Source organism: Mycobacterium paraterrae (assembly GCF_022430545.2).
GTDB lineage: Bacteria > Actinomycetota > Actinomycetes > Mycobacteriales > Mycobacteriaceae > Mycobacterium > Mycobacterium paraterrae.
The window spans coordinates 1,207,867-1,227,983 of sequence record NZ_CP092488.2 but is presented as its reverse complement, the minus strand read 5'-3'; the positions used below and the strand labels follow the sequence as shown (position 1 = coordinate 1,227,983).

Sequence of the window (20,117 nt, the reverse complement as noted above, 5' to 3'; positions counted from 1 at the left end):
CTAACCCGCTGAACTTTTCGCCCGGCCGCCACGTGTTAGCAGTCATGGGTCCGCTGCGAATCCTTGTCGTCGGTGCGGGCGTGAGCGGCATCGCCACCGCGCGCGCTTTGCTGCGCGACGGACACGAGGTCACGATCTTCGACCAGCGGCCGGACATCACCGCAGGTGGCGGCGCGGTCACCATCTGGTCCAATGGCGCGACGGTCCTCGACCAGTTGGGTGTCGACATGGTAGGTGCGGGCCAACCGCTCTCTGCGGTACGCGTGACGACGGCGTCGGGGCGCCCGCTGGCCACCGTTGATCTAGACACCATGGTGAGTCGGCTCGGGGCGCCGATCCGCATGGTTCCGCGCCGAATCCTGCTGGAACGGTTGCTCACCGGCTTTCCTGTCGGTCGCGTCCGATGCCGGTCCCGCGCCATCGCGGTCAGCCACGCCGGCGACGAGGTGCGCGTCGATCTCCAAGACGGCAGCACGGTCAGCGGCGACGTGCTCATCGGCGCGGACGGCCTGCACTCCCTCGTCCGCGAAACCGTCGGTGCGCCGCCCGCCAGGCCGACGGGCTGGTGCAGTTGGCAGGGGCTGATCACGCTGCCCCGCATCGCCGAACCTCACGTCGCGCGGATGATGATCGGTGCGCATGGAAACCTCGGCCTCTGGCCGGCTGGTGAAACCCAGATGCAGTGGTGGTTCGACTTGCCCTGGGCGCCAGGGTTTTCCAGGCCACCGCGGCCGATCGCCATGATTCGTCGGCACTTCGCCGGATGGTCCGATCTGGTCGACGAGGTGCTCGCGAGGTTGACCGATGAGGATCTGGCTGCGTCACCGTTTCCGCACTTCCGTCATCCGGTTCCCGACGCCGGCATCGGCAGGGTGACGTTGCTCGGGGACGCCGCGCACACGATGCCGCCCACGCTGGCGCAGGGCACCAACCAGGCGCTGCTGGACGCCATGGTGCTGCGCAGGGCGTTATCGGAATCGACTGACGTCGTCAGCGCCCTGCGTCGGTATGAAAACACCCGCCGCCGCCGGGTGAAGGCGGTGTCGTGGGTGACCACCCAACAGGTATCGCGTAGCGAGGCTGCGCTGCGACCCGTGTCGCTGGTTCCGGACCGTGCGGTGACCTGGGCGCTGACCCGTTTCCTCGGTTGGACCAGTCACCGCGGTATCGCGCCGCAGATGGTCACGGCACCGATGGAGGTACGGTGACGGCGCGGGTGCCGCCGGTGGCCGCCGCGCGGCTCGTCGAGCGTATCCGCCATCATCTGTATCGAATCAATCAACGCTTGCTGCCCGCGCCCGCGGCGATGATGGAGATGATCGTCGCCACGTGGCTGTCGCAGGCAATCACGGTCGCCGCGGAACTCGGTGTCGCGGACGCACTGGCCGCCGGACCGCTGACCATCGAAGAGTTGGCCCCCCGGGTGGGCGCGGACGCCGACGCGTTGAGCCGACTGCTGCGGGCGCTGATCGGCCGCGGGGTATTCCATCGACGCCAAGACGGGCGCTACGAGCTCAATTCGCTTGCCCGGACGCTATGTTCGGACGCCCAGGTATCGATGAAACCGGCTGCCGAATTCTACGGCTCCCGCGAGCAACGCGAGCGTTGGACCATGCTCATCGAGGCCATCCGAACCGGCCGCTCCGTCGTTCCCGCGTTACACGGAAAGGGAAGCTTCGACTATTTCGCCGAGGACCTGCGGCACGCCGAACTCTTCAACCAGACGATGTCCAGTATCTCCGCGCTGACCGACGCGGCGGTGGTGGCCGCCTACGACTTCAGCTCGTACGCAACGGTTGTCGACGTCGGCGGAGGGCACGGCCTGCTGCTGGCCAACATCTTGGCCGCGACGCCGGGGATCCACGGCGTCCTCTACGACCTACCGACGGTCGTAGCCACCGTCTCGAAGATTCTGTGCTACACCAGATTGGCCGACCGAATTCGGATCGAACAAGGATCCTTCTTCGAAGGGATCCCGGCTGGCGGCGACGCCTACGTGCTAAAGAACATCATGCACGACTGGCCCGACGACAAAGCGGTGCAGATTTTGCGCAACGTTCGGGCAGTCGCCGGCCCTCAGACAACCGTCCTGCTGGTGGAATTGGTGATTCCCGACCACGATCGTGACTTCCCCGGCAAATGGGCCGACTTGGAGATGCTGCTGAACCTGGCGGCTCGCGAACGCACGGCCACCGAATACCGAAAGCTGCTCAGCCAGGCGGGTTTCGAGATGATCCGTCTGGTGCCCACCGCCTCACCGTTGAGCCTTGTCGAGGCCCGCGTCGCGTGACCGTGCGGCCATTGGTCCACAATGGCCCCATGACGCTGGATCTGGCCGAATACTTCGAACGGATCGGCTACTTCGGCACGGCCGCCCCGACCATTGACGTCCTGCAGGACTTGATCACGGCGCACACCGGCGCCATCGCGTTCGAAAACCTCGATCCGCTGCTGGGTGTGCCGGTCGACGATCTGGGCCCCGAGGCGTTGGTCGACAAGCTGGTGCGCCGCCGCCGCGGCGGTTACTGCTATGAACAAAACGGCCTGATGGGTTACGTCCTGCAGGAGTTGGGTTACGGGGTGCGCCGTTTCGCCGCGCGGGTGGTGTGGATGCAGGAGTCCGGTTCTCCGGTGCCGCCGCAGACCCACACTCTGCTCGGGGTGGCCCCGCCCGGTGCACCCCAGCTGTTCCTGGTCGACGTCGGGTTCGGCGGCCAGACGCCGACGTCACCGCTTCGGCTGGAGACCGGCACCATCCAGCAGACCACCCACGAGCCCTACCGGCTGCAGAGTCGCGGCGACACCCTCGTGCTGCAGGCCGAGATCCGCGGTGAATGGCAGTCGCTGTACGAATTTGCCACCAGGACAGCACCTCCGATCGATCTGCTGGTGGGCAGTTGGTACGTGTCGACCCATCCCGATTCGCATTTCGTCACCAACGTGATGGCCTCACTGGTCACCACCGATGGACGCGTCAACCTGTCGGCCGCTCAGATCGCCGTGCACGGCAGAAGCGGCACGGAGAAGATCGACTTGCCCAACGCCGCGGCGGCGGTCGACGCCTTGCGCGACCGCTTCGGCATCAACGTGGCGGACACCGGCGATCGCGCGGTACTCGAAGCCCGCATCACCGAATTAGCGGCGAGGTAGCCAGGCACCAATTCGGCGTAGCGCTTCCTCGATGTCGCCAATCGGCCCGGCGAAGGACAGCCGGACGTAGGAACTTCCCCGCTGTGGATCGAAGTCGATCCCGGGCGCGATCGCTACGCCCGTGTCGGCCAACAACTTCGAGCAGAACCCGAAAGAGTCGTCGGTGAAATCGGAGACTTCGGCGTAGACGTAGAACGCACCGTCGGTTGGCGCGAGGCGATCGATACCGATCTGCCGCAGGCCGTCGAGCAACATCCCGCGATTGGCCGAATACTGGCGCAGGTGCCCGTCGGCTTCTCGGATCGACTCCGGAGTGAACGCTTTGACGGCGGCGTGCTGTGACAGCACGGGCGGGCAGATGGTGAAGTTTCCGGTCAGGCGGTCCACCGCACGACGCAGTTCGGCAGGTACCAGCAGCCAGCCGAGCCGCCACCCCGTCATCGCGAAGTATTTCGAGAAACTGTTGACCACGAACGCATTTCGCGATGTCGCCCACGCGCAGCTGGTCTGCGGGGCGCCCTCGTAGACCAATCCGTGGTAGACCTCGTCACTGATCAACCGCACACCGGACTCGTCGCACCAGGCCGCGATCGCCGCGAGCTCCTCGGGAGGGATCACCGTGCCGGTCGGGTTGGCCGGGCTGGCCACCACGACACCCTTGACGTCGAGATCGGCGAGCATGGCGGCGGTCGGTTGGAAACGAGTCTCGGGACCGCATTCGATCACCACGACCTCGCACCCCAAGGCCGACAGGATGTTTCGATAGCAGGGATAGCCCGGGCTGCTGACCGCCACTCGATCGCCGACATCGAAACACGACAGGAAGGCCAGCAGGAACCCGCCGGACGATCCCGTCGTGATCACCACGTCGTCGGCGCCGACCTGTAGGCCGTACCTGTCCAGATACGCCGCCGCGATCTCCGCCCGCAGCTCCGGGATACCGAGAGCGACGGTGTAACCGAGCTGGTTGCGGTTCAGTGCGTCGACAGCAGCGGCGCGCACCGGCTCCGGCGCGCCGGCGCTCGGCTGACCCGCCGACAAGTTCACCAGATCGCCGTGGCTGCGCTGCCGGTCGGCAGCGGCCAGCCACACGTCCATCACGTAGAACGGCGGCACCCCGGCGCGCAACGCGACCCCATCGGTCATACCGATAACGTTAAAGCAGGCCGGTTCCTCCTCATCGGGCTGCGCCTCCTCCTCGCCGCTTCGCGGCTGGGAGGCTCCGCCCTCTGCATCGTCGCCGGACGCTAGAACACTTCGGATTCGAGCCGGCGCAGGTGATCGCTCGGCGGACCCAGCAGCTGCGAACTACCATGTGCGCGTTTGAAGTACAGCTGCATGTCGTGTTCCCAGGTGATCGCGATCCCGCCGTGCAACTGGATGCCCTCAGCGGCCACGGTGCTGAATGCCTCGCTGGCCGCGACCCGCGCCAGCGAAGCGGTGGTCGGCGACGGGTCGTCGGCGGCCTCCTTCACCACCGCGCGGGCCGACTGTACCAAGACATAGAGGTCCGCCATCCGGTGCTTGAGCGCTTGAAAGCTGCCGATCGCCCGGCCGAACTGCTGCCGCTCCTTGGTGTAGTCGACCGTCAGTTCCAGGCAGCGAGCGGCCGCACCGATCTGCTCGGCGGCCAGCAGGATCGCGGCGCTGTCGGCCAGGCCCGGATCTGCCCCGAGCGGCGCCGTGCTCTTCGCGGTTAGGCGTGCCAGCCGACGGGTCGGATCCATCGGGGTGATGATCTCGACGTCGAATTCCGTCCACCGGTCGAGCGTCCCGTCGCGCGCCTCGACCACGACGTCGGCGACGTCGCCGTTGACCACATAGTCCCGGTCGAACACCACCGCACCGATCGCGGCGCCCTCGGCCAGCGACCCAAGCGTCTCTTCGTCGGGCGCGCCGGCGGCCAGCAGAGCGAGCTCGGCCAACGTGGTACCGAGCAACGGGCTGGGCACCAGATTCCGGCCGAGTTCCTCGACGACGACGGCCGCGTCACCAAGAGTTCCCCCGGCGCCGCCGAACTCCTCGGGTACGACGAGCGCGGCCGCGCCGACCTGCTCGCACAGCAGCCGCCACAGCGCATCGTCGTAGCCGCGTTCGGATTCCATGGCCTCGCGGACGGCACCAGGGGAGGCATGCTTGGTCACCAGCGCCGCGACGGTGTCGCGCAGCAGTTCCCGTTCGTCCGAACTCACAGTGCCTCCAGAACCCGTCGCCGATGGGCCGCCGGGTCACCCCACGCCGGCCGAAGCGCCTGGACCCGCAGCAGCCACAGCGACAGATCGTGCTCGGCGGTGAAACCGATCGCGCCGTGGGTCTGCAATGCCGAGCGCGCGGCCAGCAGCGCGGCATCCGAGGCGGAAGCCTTGGCGGCGCTGACATCTCGCGCGGTGTCGTGCGACGAATCGGCCAGCGACAGCGCCGCACCGTATACCAGCGGACGAGCTAATTCGAGCGCGATGTGCACGTCGGCCAGCTTGTGTTTGATCGCCTGATACGACCCGATCGCCCGGCCGAACTGGGTGCGCTGCTTCGCGTAGTCCACTGCGGCCTCCAACAACGCCTGCCCGGCGCCCACTAGCTGGGCGGCGGTAGCGAGCGCGCCGAATTCAAAGGCTCGCTGCACATCCGCCCGCCATTGAGCTCCGGTGGGGTCGACGTCGAACAGCTTTCGGCTGGGGTCCACCGATTCGTGCTGCGCACCGGCGTTGGCTTCGCTGACCGTCCCGTCCAGGTCGGCCAGCAATGTCAGGCCCGCACTGTCGGCGTCGACGGCACGCGGCGCACGTGGCGGGAGCGCGACGGTCGCGATCAATTCCCCGGATGCCAGTGCGGCGCAGCGTTCGTCATCGACCAGCAAAACCGGTGCCACCGCGATGGATTCAGTCACCGGGCCAGGCACCCCCCAGCGCCCGAGTCGTTCCAGCGCCAAGACCAGGTCGACGGGGTGTGCCTCGATGCCGTCGAAGCGTTCCGGCACCGCCAGCGCGGTGACGCCGAGGTCGGCTAGACGCGCCCAGACTTTGCGGCCGGGCGCGGTGTCACCGTCGGCCCAAGCGCGGACCGCGTGCGGAACATCCGCCGCCGCCAGTGCCGCGTCGATGCTGGCGGCGAAGTCACGCTGCTGTTCGTCGAGCTCAAATTTCATTTCGACTTCTCTCGGGGCAAGCCCAGCAGCCGCTCGGCGATGATATTGCGCTGAATCTCGTTGGTGCCGGCGTAGATCGGGCCGCCGAGCGCGAACAGCAGACCGTCGGTCCAGCCGTCGGCCAGCTCGCCGTCCGCGCCGCGGATCTCCAACGCGGTCTGATGGATCGCCACGTCGAGATCTGACCAGAAGACCTTTGTCACCGACGACTCGGCGCCCAGTTCGCCGCCGCCGGCCAGCCGGGTGACCGTGCCGAAGGTGTGCAGGCGATAGGCCTGCGCCTTGATCCAGGAGTCCGCGACCTGGTCTCCGAACGCGTTGTCGCCGCTTTCTTTCCATGCCTGGGCGAGCCGTTCGGCGGAGGCCAGGAACCGCGCGGGGCTGCGCAGCGACATGCCGCGCTCGTTGCTTGAGGTGCTCATCGCGGCTCGCCAGCCGTCGTTGACCGCACCGATCACGTCGTTGTCCGGCACGAACACGTCGTCGAGGAAGATCTCCCCGAACCCGGTATCGCCACCGAGTTGGGCGATCGGACGGACCGTGATGCCGTCGGCCTGCAAGTCGAACATGAAGTAGGTCAGGCCGCTGTGCCGCTGCGCCTCGGCGTCGGAACGGAAAAGTCCAAACGCCCTGTCGCCGAACGGCGCTCGCGAACTCCAGATCTTCTGGCCGTTGAGCAGCCAGCCACCGTCGGTGCGGCTCGCCGTCGAGCGCAGCGAAGCGAGGTCGCTACCGGACTCCGGCTCCGACCAGGCCTGCGCCCAGATCTCCTCGCCGCTGGCCATCTTCGGCAGGATCCGGTCGAGCTGCTCGTCGGTGCCATGCGAAAACAGCGTCGGAGCCAGCATCGACGTGCCGTTGGCGCTGGCCCGTCCGGGCGCCCCGGCGCGGAAGTATTCCTCCTCGTAGACCACCCACTGCAGCAGGCTGGCATCGCGGCCGCCGTACTTTTCGGGCCAGGTGATGACCGACAGTCCGGCATCGAAAAGTACCTTGTCCCAACGGCGATGCTGGTCGAAACCTTCAGCCGTGTCATAGGAGCGCGTGGGAAACGCATCCCGGTGCGACGCGAGAAACTCGCGCACCTCGCGCTGGAACTCCAGCGTCTCGTCATCGAATTGCAGATCCATTACGCCATCTCTCGCAATAGCGGTTTGACCACCTTGCCGCCCGCGTTGCGGGGCAGCGTGTCGACAAACCTCACCGAACGTGGGGCTTTGAAGTTCGCCAGATACTCACGCGTGTAAGCGATCACCGACTTCTCGTCGAGCCCGGAGTCGGGCCGCGTCACCAGGTAGGCCCTGCCCACTTCGCCGAGTCGCTCGTCGGGCACGCCGATCACCGCGCAGTCCAGCACGCCGTCGAGGCGGGCCAGCACCTGCTCGATCTCGGCAGGGTAGACGTTGAATCCACCGCAGATGTACATGTCCTTGAGCCGGTCGGTGATCTGCAGATTGCCTGCGGCATCGAGCTTTCCGACATCACCGGTGTGCAGCCAGCCGTCGGCGTCGATGGCCGCCGCGGTGGCATCCGGATCGTCGAGGTAGCCGATCATCACGTTAGGCCCGCGGAGCAAAACCTCTCCCGAGTCACCGATGCGCAGCTCGAATTCCGCGATCGGGCGTCCGCAGGTGGTGGCCACCGTGACCGCATCGTCGTCCGCGCGGCACATGGTGCCCATGCCGTTCGATTCGGTCAGACCGTAGGCGGTCAGCACGATATCGAAATCGAGTTCGCTCTGCATCCGCTCGATCAGCACGACCGGCACGGTCGCCGCGCCGGTGACGGCGAACCGCAGTGAGCTCAAGTCGTAGTCGCGGCGAGTCGGATGGTCGAGCAACGTCTGGTAGATCGTCGGCGGCCCCGGCAGCACGGTGATCCGGTGTTCGGCGACGGCCCGCAGCGCCTGCTCGGCGTCGAAGGTCAGCTGGGGAATCAGGGTGGCGCCGGTCTGCAGACACGCCAGGATTCCGGCCTTGTAGCCGAAGTTGTGGAAGAACGGGTTGATGCACAGGTAGCGGTCGTCGCTGGTGATCTTGCCGCAGGCCGCCCACGACGCCGACCCGGCCAGTGACTGCCGGTGCGCGCACAGCACTCCCTTGCTGCGGCCGGTGGTCCCGGAGGTGAACAGGATGTCGGACAGGTCGTCGGGCCGCACGGCCGCGGCTCGGGCATCGGCCGCCGTGAGGTCGACACCGTGTTGCATGAACTCGTCCCACGTCCCGTCGTCGGCATCGACGGGGATTCGCACGATGTGCCGCAGATCCGGCAGCGCCGTGCGGTCGAGGTCTGCGACCCGATCGGCCCCGAGGAACCGTCCCGTCGCGAACAGCAGCGGAGCGCCGGTGCGGGCCAGGATGTCTGAGGCCTCGGCGGCGGTGTAGCGGGTATTGAGCGGCACCACGACGGCGCCGGCGTAGTGCGTCGCAAGGCAGGCCACGACCCAGTGCCAGGTGTTCGGCGACCAGATCGCCACCCGGTCGCCCGGGTTCACGCCAAGGCCCGTCATCGCCGCCGCGGCGCCGCGCACCTCGTCGCGCAACTCGTCGAAAGTGAGCGTGCGGTCCTCGGTGACCACAGCAACGTGGTCGGGGAGTTCGCGCGCGATGTGGTCCAACGCCGCAGGAATGGTCTGCGGATGGCTCGACATCGAACTCCTCGGTGCTGTGTGCTAGCGCCGGGCTAACAAAGCAAGTGCTTGGTAGGTTAGCCTACTAGGGTGCAAGGCGTCGAGGAGTTCCGGGCCGAGGTGCGCGACTGGCTGGCCGAAAACCTGGTGGGTGAGTTCGCCGCCCTCAAGGGCCTCGGCGGACCGGGTCGCGAGCACGAGGCGTTCGAAGAGCGGCGGGTGTGGAACCAGCATCTCGCCAAGGCCGGACTGACCTGTCTGGGCTGGCCCGTCGAGCATGGCGGTCGTGGCCTGTCGGTGGCACATCGGGTGGCGTTCTACGAGGAATACGCGATCGCAAATGCGCCCGCCAAGGTCAACCACTTGGGCGAGGAACTGCTGGGACCGACGCTGATCGCCTACGGCACCCCTGAGCAACAACGGCGCTTCCTGCCGCGAATTCTCGACGTGACCGAGTTGTGGTCGCAGGGCTATTCCGAGCCGGGTGCCGGCAGCGACCTGGCCAACGTCGCCACCACCGCGGTGCTCGACGGCGACCAGTGGGTGATCAACGGGCAGAAGGTGTGGACGTCGCTGGCGCATTGGGCGCAGTGGTGCTTCGTGGTGGCCCGCACCGAGAAGGGCTCGAAGCGGCATGCCGGGCTGTCGTATCTGCTGGTGCCGCTCGATCAGCCCGGGGTGGACATCCGTCCGATCATCCAGTTGACCGGCGATTCCGAATTCAACGAGGTGTTCTTCGACGACGCGCGCACCGACGCCGATCTGGTGGTCGGTGAGCCGGGCGACGGCTGGCGGGTGGCGATGGGCACGCTGACCTTCGAGCGGGGCGTATCGACGCTTGGTCAGCAGATCGTCTACGCCCGTGAACTCAGCTCACTCGTCGATCTCGCCAAACAAACTGGCGCGGCTGATGATCCGTTGATCCGCGAGCGATTGACCCGTTCCTGGGCCGGTCTACGCGCGATGCGGTCCTACGCGCTGGCGACGATGGATTCTGAGCAGCCCGGTCAAGATTCCGTGTCGAAGTTGTTGTGGGCCAACTGGCATCGCGAGCTCGGCGAGATCGCGATGGACGTCCAGGGCAAGGCCGGCCTGGCGTTGCCGGGCGGCGAGTTCGACGAATGGCAGCGGTTGTATCTGTTCTCCCGCGCCGACACCATCTACGGCGGATCGAACGAGATCCAACGCAACATCATCGCCGAGCGTGTGCTCGGCCTACCCCGGGAGGCTCGATGACGCTAGCCGTTGCGCCGAAAGAAGTTGCCGGACACGGGCTTCTGGATGGCAAGGTCGTAGTCGTCACGGCCGCGGCGGGCACCGGCATCGGCTCGGCCACCGCCAAGCGGGCCCTGGCCGAGGGCGCCGACGTCGTCGTCTCCGACCACCACGAACGGCGGCTCGGCGAGACCCGCGACGAGCTGATCTCGCTGGGTCTCGGTCGGGTGGAAAGCGTGGTCTGCGACGTCACCTCCACCGCACAGGTCGACGCTTTGATCTCGTCGACCACCGCGCGATTAGGTCGCCTCGACGTCTTGGTCAACAACGCCGGCCTCGGCGGCCAGACTCCGGTGGTCGACATGACCGACGAGGAGTGGGACCGCGTCCTCAACGTCACCCTCACCTCGGTGCTGCGCAGCACCCGGGCGGCGTTGCGGTACTTCCGCGACGCGGGCCACGGCGGAGTCATCGTCAACAACGCCAGCGTGCTGGGCTGGCGCGCGCAACACTCGCAGTCGCACTATGCCGCGGCCAAGGCGGGCGTGATGGCGCTGACTCGATGCAGCGCAATCGAAGCCGTCGAGTACGGGGTGCGGATCAACGCGGTGTCGCCGAGCATCGCGCGGCACAAATTTCTCGACAAGACCAGTTCGACCGAACTGCTCGACCAGTTGTCCGCCGGAGAGGCATTCGGTCGCGCAGCCGAGCCTTGGGAAGTGGCGTCGACGATCGCGTTCCTAGCCAGCGATTACTCCAGTTACCTGACTGGAGAGGTGATTTCGGTGTCGAGTCAGCACCCATGAGCGAGCACACGAACAGCCGGCGCGACGAGTTGTTGGAACTCGCCGCGACGATGTTTGCTGAACGCGGCTTGCGCGCCACCACTGTGCGCGACATCGCTGACAGCGCCGGTATCCTGTCCGGCAGCCTGTATCACCACTTCGCGTCCAAAGAAGAAATGGTCGACGAGGTCCTGAAGAGTTTCATGGACTGGTTGTTCACCCGGTATCAGGAAATCATTGACACGGAACCGAATCCGCTCGATCGCCTCAAGGGTCTGTTCATGGCGTCGTTCGACGCCATCGAGCATCGGCACGCCCAGGTCGTCATCTACCAGGACGAGGCCAAGCGGTTGTTGCCCCAGCCGCGCTTCTCCTACCTGGAAGACCTGAACAAGCAGCAGCGCAAGATGTGGGTCGACGTACTACATCAGGGCATCGAAGAGGGTTATCTACGACCGGACCTGGACGTCGACCTGGTCTATCGGTTCATCCGCGACACCACCTGGGTGTCGGTCCGCTGGTATCAGCCCGGCGGACCGCTCACCGCGCAACAGGTGGGTCAGCAGTATCTCGCGATCGTCCTAGGTGGCATTACCAAAGAAGGAAGTTGAAGCATGGCTCCAAAAAATGAGGCTTACGTCATCGATGCCGTACGCACCGCAGTGGGCAAGCGCAATGGGTCGCTGGCGGGTGTGCATCCCGTCGACCTGGGCGCGCTCGGGTGGCGTGGACTGCTCGACCGAGTGGACATCGACCCCGTCGCCGTCGACGACGTGATCGCCGGCTGTGTCGACGCGATCGGCGCTCAGGCCGGCAACATCGCGCGGCTTTCCTGGTTGGCGGCGGGCTATCCCGAGGAGGTCCCCGGCGTCACGGTCGACCGGCAGTGCGGATCGAGCCAGCAGGCCATTTCCTTTGGCGCACAGGCCATTATGGCAGGCACCGCGGACGTGATCGTCGCGGGCGGAGTGCAGAACATGAGCCAGATCCCGATCTCGTCGGCGATGACTGTCGGCGAGCAGTTCGGCTTCACCTCGCCCACGAACGAATCCAAGCAGTGGCTGCACCGCTACGGCGACCAGGAGATCTCGCAATTCCGCGGCTCGGAGTTGATCGCCGAGAAGTGGAACCTGTCTCGCGAGGAGATGGAGCAGTACGCGCTGACGAGCCACGAGCGCGCCTTCGGTGCGATCCGCGGCGGCCACTTCGACAACGAAATCATCGCTGTGGAAACCGAACACGGCGCGTTCCGGGTCGACGAGGGTCCGCGTGAATCGTCGCCGGAAAAGCTGGCCAGCCTCAAGCCGCTGGTCGAAGGGGGTCGTCTGACCGCCGCGATGGCCAGCCAGATCTCCGATGGCGCAAGCGCGGTGCTGCTCGCCTCAGAGCAGGCGGTGAAGGACCACAATCTGACGCCGCGGGCCCGCATTCACCACATCAGCGCCCGCGCCGCCGACCCGGTGTTCATGCTCACCGGACCGATTCCGGCCACTCGTTACGCGCTGGAGAAGACCGGGCTGTCCATCGACGACATCGACGTCGTCGAGATCAACGAGGCTTTTGCTCCCGTGGTGCTGGCTTGGCTCAAGGAGATCAAGGCCGACCCGGAGAAGGTCAATCCCAACGGCGGAGCGATCGCCTTGGGTCACCCGTTGGGTGCTACGGGCGCAAAGCTTTTCACCACGATGCTCAACGAACTCGAGCGCACCGGGGGCCGCTACGGCCTGCAGACGATGTGCGAGGGCGGCGGCACCGCCAACGTCACCATCATCGAACGGCTGTAAGCCTCTACTTGCGGCGAGTGTGAATCACACGTCACGTTAGCGGCGTGTCGCGTCGTGACGCTCACACTCGCGGCACTGTCGGTGTCCGTTGGCAGCATTCGGGCATGACGGAAATTGAATGGCCATTTCTTGGTCAGGAAGTCTTGGCCGCCAAGGCGCTGCCTGAGCGGGCAATGCGCTCGCTTCACGCTCCGATCTATCCGGGTGTCTACGTGCCCGGCGGCGTCATCCTGACGGCGAGTCAGCGCGCGGAGGCGGCGTGGCTCTGGTCTCGGCGGAGGGGAGTTGCGGCGGGTGTGTCGGCCGCTGCTCTACTGGGCGCGAAGTGGGTGGACGCAACGCTCGATGCAGAGCTGATTTTCGATAACCGCCGTCCGCCGGCCGGTATCAAAGTGCACACTGAAACATTGCTGACTGAGGAGGTAGCTGAGGTTGGCGGTATCGCCGTAACGTCTGCGGCGCGAACAGCATTCGACATCGGCCGCCGCGCAAACAGTCGCCTTATGGCAGTGCAGTTGCTCGATGCGCTGGCGAACGCAACGGACGTCAAAGATGTCGACGTCGAGGCGGTGATCGCTCGACATCCCGGCGCGCGTGGTGTCGCGCGGATGCGGCGGATCCTGCCGCTGGTCGACGGTGGGGCCGAGTCGCCGCAGGAGACGCGAACGCGGCTCGCATTGATCGGTGCGGGACTCCCCAAGCCGCAGACGCAGGTGGTGGTGCGCGATGAATACGGCGAGTTTGTTGCGCGTATCGACATGGGCTATGAAGACCTGCGCGTCGGCATCGAGTATGACGGTCCTCAACACTGGACCGATGCAAAACAGCGCGACCGAGACATCGACAGGTATAGCGCTTTACTCGACTTGGGCTGGGTGATTGTCCGGGTAAGTAGCGAGTTGCTCAGGTACCGGCAGGGCACGCTGATTGCCCGTGTAGAGGCGGCAATGCGAACAGCTGGGTGGCAGCCCGGCAGCCGACTGTGAACTTGACGACGCGCCACCGGCGTGTTGTGTCGTGAGATTCACAGTGGGCCAGGCTCAATCAATGTGGCCCGGTGGGTCGCCCACACCGGGTCCGATCGTGTCGCAACTCTTTTCGGGTATCAGGAACGAACTGGCGCCCTGGTAGGACAGGTGAGTCGTCATCACACAACGCTGCCAGGTGCCGTCGGGCTGGATGGGCCCGTCGCACTTGTTGATCACGCCGGGGGCAGGAATGCAGCCGGCCTGGGCCGGTGGCGCGGCCTCGACCAGGCCGCCCGCTACGAGCAGGGCAGTAGCTACTCCGACGATGCAGCGATTCATGTCTCGACGTTAGCCCGCCGCCGGCGCCGTGTGGCTGCTTTTCACGCTTGGCGGACAACACCGGCGATGATGTCGTCCACGGCGCGCGCAGCTAGGGCGTCGACGTCACGGCGCGGCGCATGCCGCAGCGGTCCGCGCAGCGCCAGCTCGGCGAATCCGTGTACCGCGGACCAGCACGGCCACTCGGCGCCGGCGCGGCGATCAGGCGACAGGGTTCCGTCGTTTGCCATCGCGTCGAGCGCGTCGACCAACGCCAGATACGGTGGCGCTAACGATGTCTCGGTCGGTACGCCAGGGCTGAAGAATGCCACCGTGAACCAACCCGGCTCGTCCAGCGCGAACTTGATGTAGCCCAGACCGACCGCGTGCAGCTGGTCGCGGGCGGTCGCTACCCGTCCATGTGCCATTCGCGCCGCCATCCGATGCTGGATCGCGGTCGCCACCGCGCCGAGTAGCGCCTCGCGGTCGACGAAGTGTCGGTAGGCAGCGTTCGGCGAAACCCCAACGCGCCGAGTTGCTTCCCGAATCGTCAGTGCCTCCGGGCCGCCGCTTCGGGTGAGGTGCAAGCCAGCGTCGACCAGCGCGGTACTCAGGTCACCGTGGTGGTAGCCGGTCTTCGAGGTCACGCTTGACCCTTCTCGGAGCAAAAGTGTACGGTGTGAACATTATCATGTTGACGGTGTGAACATATGCGAAGGGAAACGCTGTGGCCCCAGGCTTGCCTCCGGTCGTTGACCACCAGACCTGGCAACGCGAGCTCGACGCGCTGCGCGTCCGCGAGAAAGCGGCCACTCGCGAGCTGGATGCGATCGCCGCCCAACGTCGCCGACTGCCGATGGTCGCCATGCCCGATTACACCCTCGAGGGCGAAGACGGGCCGGTCCGCCTGGTGGACGTCTTCGAGGGCACGTCGCAACTGATCGTTTACCACCACATGTGGTTTCCGGGCGAGGAGTGGCAGTGCCCAGGCTGCACCGGAATGACATCGCAGTACACCCGACTGGATTTTCTGGACAACTACGACGCCCGATTCGTCGTCGTGACGCAGGGCCCGATCGACGAGGCGTTGGCCTACAAGCGCCGGGTCGGCAATCAGATGACCTGGTATTCGACCGCGAACAGCTCGTTCGGGGCCGACGTTGACGCGCCGCCGAATGGCGGCTTCGGCGTCAACGTCTTTCTGCGCGACGGTGACAGCGTCTACCGCACATGGCACACCAACGGCCGTGGGACCGAGCAGATCCAGTACACCTTTGGATTGATCGACCTGTTGCCCTATGGCCGTCAGGAGGAGTGGCAACACTCCCCGGAGGACTGGCCACAGTCGCCGACATACAGCCGCTGGGGCAGCTCGCAAGACATCGCCCGAGCCTACGGAGAACCTCAACCAGAAGGAGCACGACGATGACGGGCTTGACGACGATGAGCTTGGTGTGCGTACCGACGCCCGACCAGGACAAGGCGGTCGCGTTCTACGAATCACTCGGATTCGAGAAGCGGACCGACACTCCGTTCGGCGGCGGCTACCGCTGGATCGAGGTCTATCCGCCCGAGGGCACCGCCGGCATCGCGCTGGCGCCGCCGCCGCCGGACAGTGGGCCGGTCGAGCCGACCATCACCGGTATCACATTGACCACCAACGACATCGACGCCACCCATCAAGCGATGAAGGACCTCGGCGTCGACGTCGACGCGGACGTGGCGCGGATGGGGGAACCGGTGCCGCCGATGTTCTGGTTCCGCGACCCAACCGGGCACACGCTGCTGGTGGTGGAGTCGTAGCCTCGATCGGCTAGGGTTCCACGAACGCCGTTGCGGCCTGCAGGTGCTTGATCGCGTCGGTGACGATCGCGTCGATCAGCTCCGCACACGACGGCAGGTCCTCGACGATTCCGGCCACCTGGCCGGAGGCGAGCACGCCGGCGTCGGTATTGCCCTCGACCAGACCGGCTTTGAGCAGCATCGGGGTGTTGGCCGCCATCACGACTTGCGACCAAGTCAGGTCCTTGCCGTGCCGCATCGCCAGCCCGTCGCGGATCATCGACGACCAGGTCATGCCGGACATCTTCTTGAACCTGGCGGCATTGCCGACCGCGGCGGCGAATCCCCTTGCGGGTGAGCCGCTTTCCAGCTTCTCGACCAAGCCGGTGCGCAGCACGCGATGCGGCATGCCGTCTACGCGTGTGGTGACTACGGTGCCGTCGAGCGCCGACTGCAGGTAACGCTGCTTGACCGCGTCGGGCACGGTGGAATCGGATGTCAGCAGGAAGCGGGTGCCCATCGCCACGCCGGCCGCGCCGTAGGACAGCGCCGCCGCCAGGCCGCGGCCGTCGAAGAAACCGCCCGCGGCGATCACCGGAATGTTGACCGCGTCGAGTACCGAAGGCAGCAGCAGAGTGGTGGCGATCGGGCCGGTGTGGCCACCGCCCTCACCGCCCTGGACGATCACGGCGTCGGCGCCCCAGGACGCCACCTTGCGGGCGTGCTTGGCCAGGCCGACCGACGGAATGACCACAGAGCCGGCTTCTTTGAGCTTGGCGATCAGCTCCTGCTTGGGCGCCAGCGCGAATGACGCCACCTTGACGCCCTCCCGGATCATCAACTCGACCCGATCGCCGGCATCGCCGGCGTCGGCGCGGATGTTCACCCCGAACGGCTTGTCGGTGGCCGCCTTGACCTTGCCGATCGCGACGGCCAACTCGTCGAGCGTCATGGTGGCCGAGGCCAGGATCCCGAGCCCACCCGCATTCGACGTCGCCGCCACCAGTCGCGCGCCGGCGACCCAGCCCATTCCGGTTTGCACCACCGGGTGCTCGATGCCGATCAGCTCGGTCAGCGGAGTCCGCAGCTTGGTCATCGGATCTCCCGGTCGCGCAGTGACTTCGGATCGATGACCTCGCGGATCAGGTGCAATTCGTCGTCGGTCGGCAGTCGGGACTCGTCGGCGTCGTCGAGGCCGTGGATCTCGAACGACGTGTTCTCGCGGACCTCGTCTGCGGTGACGCCGGGATGCAGCGAGAGGGCACGCATGGTGTGATCTGGGCCGCCGAAGTCGAACACGCCGAGATTCGACACCACCCGGTAGGTGTTGGCGAACCGGAAAGCTGGGTTGGCGCTGTCGATGTTGTCCCAGCCGATGCCACACACCACGTCGACCTTGTCGCAGAAGACTCGCTTGGAGTGGTTGCCGACCCAGTAGCTCGTCGCGTGGTTGATGGCGTTGCCCGGCGCCCCGCGGACACCGAACATTTGGCGCTTGGGCTGCTGCAGTGGGCCGAAGGCCGAGATGTTCTGATTACCGTACCTGTCAACCTGATTGGCGCCCATCACCACATGGCGTCGGCCCCAAGCCAGGGTTTCGAAGACCCGGCCGAACGGCATCCAACCCTCGACGGGGCCGGTCTTGCCCAATGCCGGAGTGTCGGCGAGCAGTTGCGCTTCGCCGTCGGTCAGCAGGATGTCGGGGGAGAAGGTCAGTCGGGCCAGTCGCGCGCCGACCGACGCCATGTTGGTCATCGGGCTGATCATGATCTCGCCCGCGTCGCGGAACAGGTCGGCGCAGGCGACCGCGCAGACCTCGGCACGGCTGCTCACGATGACGCCTCCTCAGCGAATTTACGCACGGCCGCTTGGTATTCGGCTTCGCCGCCGGACAGGTAGGTCTGCACGAATGTTTGCCAGCCTTCGTCGCTGCCGGCAGCCTCGGCGTAGTGGCGCTGGAACTTCTCGTCCCGGCCGTAATCCGGTGCCGCGGTGGTGAAGTGCGCGCCACCGGGCGCCTCCACCACGCCGTCGACCATCATCCGGTTCACCAGCAATGCCTGTGGCGGAACGGCTTTGATCAGTTCGTCGGTCGTGACGATGCGCTCCACCGACAGATAGCGCTGCTCGGCGGCCATCAGGAACAGGTCGTCGAAGTAGGGGTCGACGCCGGTGTAGGCGGCGTTACCACGCTCGTCACCGAGGTTGAGATGCACGAATGCGGCGTCCAGGTTCAGCGCCGGCATCGCCAACAGCGTCTCGTGGCCACCGCCCGGTGCCGGGTACGGACTGGTGACCGTCTTGAGTTCACCTTCCCAGAAGTCGATCACCGAACTGCCCAGGCCCGCGCGAATTGGCAAGAAAGGCAGACGTTGTGCCGCAGCTTGGAGCCCGCAGCGCAGCATACCCTCGTCCATTTCGCGGGCCTCCAGCGAACCGCCAGCGCGCGCCTTGGCGAACCACGGATCGTAGAACGGCGGCGAATCCAGCGACACGAACCCGTAATAGACCCGCTTGACCTTGCCCGCCGAGCACAGCAGTCCGAGGTCCGGCCCGCCATAGGTAACAACGGTCAGATCCTTGACATCGGTGCGCAACAGCGCGCGGACGAACGCCATCGGCTTGCGCCGCGAGCCCCAACCGCCGATGCCGATGGTCATGCCGTCGCGCACCTGCGCAACCGCGTCGTCGAGCGAAATGACCTTGTTCGTCATTATTTCTTGCCCTTATCGGTGCCGGCGAACGCGTCGCGGTGTTCGTCGGCCACTCCGGCGAGGTTGAGCTCGAAGGTAAAGCCTTGCTCCATGCGGTAACTCGAGTTCACCCGCTGCACGTCGATCAGGTTGAGCGCCTCCTTCGCCGCGCGGATCACCCGGGTGTCCTTGGCGGCGATGTCGCGCGCGACCCGCAGCGCGGCTTCGTCGAGTTCGGCGCGGGGAACTACCTCGTGCACGGAGCCGAAGTGGTGCAGGGTCGCGGCGTCGACGGTCGCCGCGGTGAAGAATAGGCGCCGCATCATGTGCTGCGGCACCAGTCTCGACAAATGGGTCGCCGCGCCGAGCGCGCCGCGCTCCACTTCGGGCAAGCCGAACGTCGCATCGTCCGACGCGACGATCACGTCGGCGTTACCGACCAGACCGATGCCGCCGCCCACACAAAACCCGTTGACCGCGGCGATCACCGGAACCGCGCATTCGTACACGGCGCGGAAGGCTGCGAAACAGCCCCGGTTCGCGTCGATCAACGCGGTGAATCCCTCGGTGCGCTGCATCTCTTTGATGTCGACGCCGGCGTTGAAGCCGCGGCCCTCGGCGCGCAGGATCACCGCGTGCGTGCTGGGGTCGTCGCCGGCGGCGGTCAGTACCTCGCCGAGCTCGAACCAGCCGCGCGACGGGATGGCATTGACGGGCGGGAAGTCGACGGTGACCGCGACTATCCCCGGTTCGACGGTGCGGGACGTAATTGTCATCGAGATCCTCGACCACTTCCTTGGGGGACGATGGGGACGATTACCTAAGCAAGCACTTGCTTGGTACGCTAGCACAGTGACTCATGCCGACGGAGGCCCCGCGTTCAGCTTTGGGCTCACCGGCCGGGTCGTGCTCGTGACCGGCGGCGTTCGAGGGGTAGGCGCCGGGATCAGCCGCGTTTTCGCCGAGCAGGGTGCCACCGTTGTCACCTGCGCCCGGCGTGCGGTCGACGGGCTGCCCTACGAATTTCACCCCTGCGACATCCGCGACGACGACGCCGTCAAGGCGATGATCGACGCAATCGTCGCGAAGCACGGTCACCTCGACTCGGTGGTGAACAACGCGGGCGGATCGCCGTTCGTCTTGACTGCGGAGTCCAGCGCCAAGTTCAACCGCAAGATCATCGAACTGAACCTTCTCGGTGCCCTCTCGGTCTCCCAGTACGCCAACGACGTCATGCAGACCCAGTCGGGCGGCGGATCGATCGTCAACATCTGCAGCTTGAGCGGCCGTCGGCCGTCCCCGGGGACAGGTGCCTACGGCGCGGCCAAGGCTGGCCTAGAGAGCCTCACCCAAACGCTCGCCGTGGAGTGGGGTCCGAAGGTCCGGGTGAACGCCTGCGTTGTCGGCATGTGTGAGACCGAGCAGTCGGAGTTGTTCTACGGCGACGCCGACTCGATTGCCGCGATCTCGAAGAACGTGCCGCTCGGCCGGCTGGCAACACCTGCCGATGTGGGTTGGGCCGCAGCATTTCTCGCCTCGGACGCGGCGTCCTACATCAGCGGCGCGTCGCTCGAGGTGCACGGCGGCGGCGAACCGCCGCACTATCTGGCCACGACCACTGCAACCTCGATCAAGTAAGGAGTCACGA

General features: G+C 66.2%; 22 protein-coding genes. 11 read left to right on the top strand and 11 right to left on the bottom strand.

Annotated elements, in window-relative coordinates; translation table 11 throughout:
* Positions 1–44 precede the first annotated feature (44 nt).
* Genes MKK62_RS05845 through MKK62_RS05835 form a run of 3 tightly spaced genes read left to right on the top strand, consistent with a single transcriptional unit; the run spans position 45 to position 3,150 of the window.
* Entirely contained in the window at positions 45–1,208 is a 1,164-nt protein-coding gene (locus tag MKK62_RS05845; RefSeq protein WP_240261939.1) for an FAD-dependent oxidoreductase, read from the top strand.
* Positions 1,205–2,290: an acetylserotonin O-methyltransferase gene (locus tag MKK62_RS05840; RefSeq protein ID WP_240261940.1), complete on the top strand. Its 1,086-nt coding sequence runs from the start codon at positions 1,205–1,207 to the stop codon at positions 2,288–2,290. The genes MKK62_RS05845 and MKK62_RS05840 overlap by 4 nt, the downstream gene beginning before the upstream one ends.
* 29 nt (positions 2,291–2,319) lie before the next feature.
* On the top strand, positions 2,320–3,150 hold the full coding sequence (locus MKK62_RS05835) for an arylamine N-acetyltransferase family protein (RefSeq protein ID WP_240261941.1): 831 nt from the start codon (positions 2,320–2,322) through the stop codon (positions 3,148–3,150).
* On the opposite strand, the gene MKK62_RS05830 is transcribed toward MKK62_RS05835, so the two are convergent.
* The 5 genes from MKK62_RS05830 to fadD3 form a co-directional block, all read right to left on the bottom strand.
* On the bottom strand, positions 3,136–4,296 hold the full coding sequence (locus MKK62_RS05830; protein WP_240261942.1) for a pyridoxal phosphate-dependent aminotransferase: 1,161 nt from the start codon (positions 4,294–4,296) through the stop codon (positions 3,136–3,138). The genes MKK62_RS05835 and MKK62_RS05830 overlap by 15 nt on opposite strands.
* 101 nt (positions 4,297–4,397) lie before the next feature.
* Entirely contained in the window at positions 4,398–5,342 is a 945-nt protein-coding gene (ipdE2, locus tag MKK62_RS05825) for an acyl-CoA dehydrogenase IpdE2 (RefSeq protein WP_240261943.1), read from the bottom strand.
* On the bottom strand, positions 5,339–6,295 hold the full coding sequence (locus tag MKK62_RS05820) for an acyl-CoA dehydrogenase family protein (protein ID WP_240261944.1): 957 nt from the start codon (positions 6,293–6,295) through the stop codon (positions 5,339–5,341). The genes ipdE2 and MKK62_RS05820 overlap by 4 nt, the downstream gene beginning before the upstream one ends.
* Positions 6,292–7,425, bottom strand: coding sequence for an acyl-CoA dehydrogenase family protein (locus MKK62_RS05815; protein WP_240261945.1), 1,134 nt, complete (start codon positions 7,423–7,425; stop codon positions 6,292–6,294). The genes MKK62_RS05820 and MKK62_RS05815 overlap by 4 nt, the downstream gene beginning before the upstream one ends.
* A complete protein-coding gene (gene fadD3, locus MKK62_RS05810) occupies positions 7,425–8,945 on the bottom strand; it encodes a 3-((3aS,4S,7aS)-7a-methyl-1,5-dioxo-octahydro-1H-inden-4-yl)propanoate--CoA ligase FadD3 (protein WP_240261946.1) in 1,521 nt (506 codons plus the stop codon). Before fadD3 ends, MKK62_RS05815 begins: the two co-directional genes overlap by 1 nt.
* Before the next feature lie 69 nt (positions 8,946–9,014).
* On the opposite strand from fadD3, the gene ipdE1 reads away from it, so the two are divergent.
* The 5 genes from ipdE1 to MKK62_RS05785 all read left to right on the top strand — a co-directional run bounded on the left by ipdE1 (position 9,015) and on the right by MKK62_RS05785 (position 13,694).
* The gene (gene ipdE1 / locus MKK62_RS05805) at positions 9,015–10,160 is read left to right on the top strand and encodes an acyl-CoA dehydrogenase IpdE1 (RefSeq protein WP_240261947.1); all 1,146 of its coding nucleotides are present in this window, start codon (positions 9,015–9,017) and stop codon (positions 10,158–10,160) included.
* Positions 10,157–10,945 carry a (5R,7aS)-5-hydroxy-7a-methyl-1-oxo-2,3,5,6,7,7a-hexahydro-1H-indene-carboxyl-CoA reductase gene (gene ipdF, locus MKK62_RS05800; protein WP_240261948.1) on the top strand — a complete coding sequence of 263 codons (789 nt, stop codon included), beginning with the start codon at positions 10,157–10,159 and terminating at the stop codon, positions 10,943–10,945. Before ipdE1 ends, ipdF begins: the two co-directional genes overlap by 4 nt.
* Positions 10,942–11,535: a TetR family transcriptional regulator KstR2 gene (gene kstR2 / locus MKK62_RS05795; protein WP_240261949.1), complete on the top strand. Its 594-nt coding sequence runs from the start codon at positions 10,942–10,944 to the stop codon at positions 11,533–11,535. Before ipdF ends, kstR2 begins: the two co-directional genes overlap by 4 nt.
* Positions 11,536–11,538: 3 nt before the next feature.
* Positions 11,539–12,708 (top strand): steroid 3-ketoacyl-CoA thiolase FadA6, encoded by a 1,170-nt coding sequence (fadA6, locus tag MKK62_RS05790; RefSeq protein WP_240261950.1) that lies wholly within the window; start codon positions 11,539–11,541, stop codon positions 12,706–12,708.
* Positions 12,709–12,812: 104 nt separating this feature from the next.
* Positions 12,813–13,694 carry a hypothetical protein gene (locus tag MKK62_RS05785; protein WP_240261951.1) on the top strand — a complete coding sequence of 294 codons (882 nt, stop codon included), beginning with the start codon at positions 12,813–12,815 and terminating at the stop codon, positions 13,692–13,694.
* Positions 13,695–13,748: 54 nt separating this feature from the next.
* On the opposite strand, the gene MKK62_RS05780 is transcribed toward MKK62_RS05785, so the two are convergent.
* Together MKK62_RS05780 and MKK62_RS05775 are read right to left on the bottom strand one after the other, a co-directional pair.
* Positions 13,749–14,015: a CDGP domain-containing protein gene (locus MKK62_RS05780; RefSeq protein ID WP_240261952.1), complete on the bottom strand. Its 267-nt coding sequence runs from the start codon at positions 14,013–14,015 to the stop codon at positions 13,749–13,751.
* A gap of 41 nt (positions 14,016–14,056) precedes the next feature.
* Entirely contained in the window at positions 14,057–14,641 is a 585-nt protein-coding gene (locus MKK62_RS05775; protein ID WP_240261953.1) for a TetR/AcrR family transcriptional regulator, read from the bottom strand.
* 80 nt (positions 14,642–14,721) lie between these two features.
* Here MKK62_RS05775 and MKK62_RS05770 point away from each other — a divergent pair, with 80 nt between their 5' ends.
* The gene (locus MKK62_RS05770) at positions 14,722–15,423 is read left to right on the top strand and encodes a DUF899 domain-containing protein (protein WP_240261954.1); all 702 of its coding nucleotides are present in this window, start codon (positions 14,722–14,724) and stop codon (positions 15,421–15,423) included.
* On the top strand, positions 15,420–15,797 hold the full coding sequence (locus MKK62_RS05765) for a VOC family protein (protein ID WP_240261955.1): 378 nt from the start codon (positions 15,420–15,422) through the stop codon (positions 15,795–15,797). The genes MKK62_RS05770 and MKK62_RS05765 overlap by 4 nt, the downstream gene beginning before the upstream one ends.
* A gap of 10 nt (positions 15,798–15,807) precedes the next feature.
* Here the strand turns inward: MKK62_RS05765 and ipdC are convergent, their stop codons facing one another.
* From ipdC to echA20, 4 genes are read right to left on the bottom strand one after another with little or no spacing between them, the layout of a single operon-like run.
* The gene (ipdC, locus tag MKK62_RS05760) at positions 15,808–16,872 is read right to left on the bottom strand and encodes a (3aS,4S,5R,7aS)-5-hydroxy-7a-methyl-1-oxo-octahydro-1H-indene-4-carboxyl-CoA dehydrogenase (RefSeq protein ID WP_240261956.1); all 1,065 of its coding nucleotides are present in this window, start codon (positions 16,870–16,872) and stop codon (positions 15,808–15,810) included.
* Positions 16,869–17,609, bottom strand: a complete 741-nt coding sequence (gene ipdB, locus MKK62_RS05755) for a cholesterol ring-cleaving hydrolase subunit IpdB (protein ID WP_240261957.1) — start codon at positions 17,607–17,609, stop codon at positions 16,869–16,871. Before ipdB ends, ipdC begins: the two co-directional genes overlap by 4 nt.
* On the bottom strand, positions 17,606–18,490 hold the full coding sequence (gene ipdA / locus MKK62_RS05750) for a cholesterol ring-cleaving hydrolase subunit IpdA (RefSeq protein WP_240261958.1): 885 nt from the start codon (positions 18,488–18,490) through the stop codon (positions 17,606–17,608). Before ipdA ends, ipdB begins: the two co-directional genes overlap by 4 nt.
* Positions 18,490–19,245 carry a (7aS)-7a-methyl-1,5-dioxo-2,3,5,6,7,7a-hexahydro-1H-indene-carboxyl-CoA hydrolase gene (gene echA20 / locus MKK62_RS05745; RefSeq protein WP_240261959.1) on the bottom strand — a complete coding sequence of 252 codons (756 nt, stop codon included), beginning with the start codon at positions 19,243–19,245 and terminating at the stop codon, positions 18,490–18,492. The genes ipdA and echA20 overlap by 1 nt, the downstream gene beginning before the upstream one ends.
* A gap of 76 nt (positions 19,246–19,321) precedes the next feature.
* Between echA20 and MKK62_RS05740 the strand changes: the two genes are divergently transcribed.
* Positions 19,322–20,107, top strand: a complete 786-nt coding sequence (locus tag MKK62_RS05740; protein WP_240261960.1) for an SDR family oxidoreductase — start codon at positions 19,322–19,324, stop codon at positions 20,105–20,107.
* Positions 20,108–20,117 lie beyond the last annotated feature (10 nt).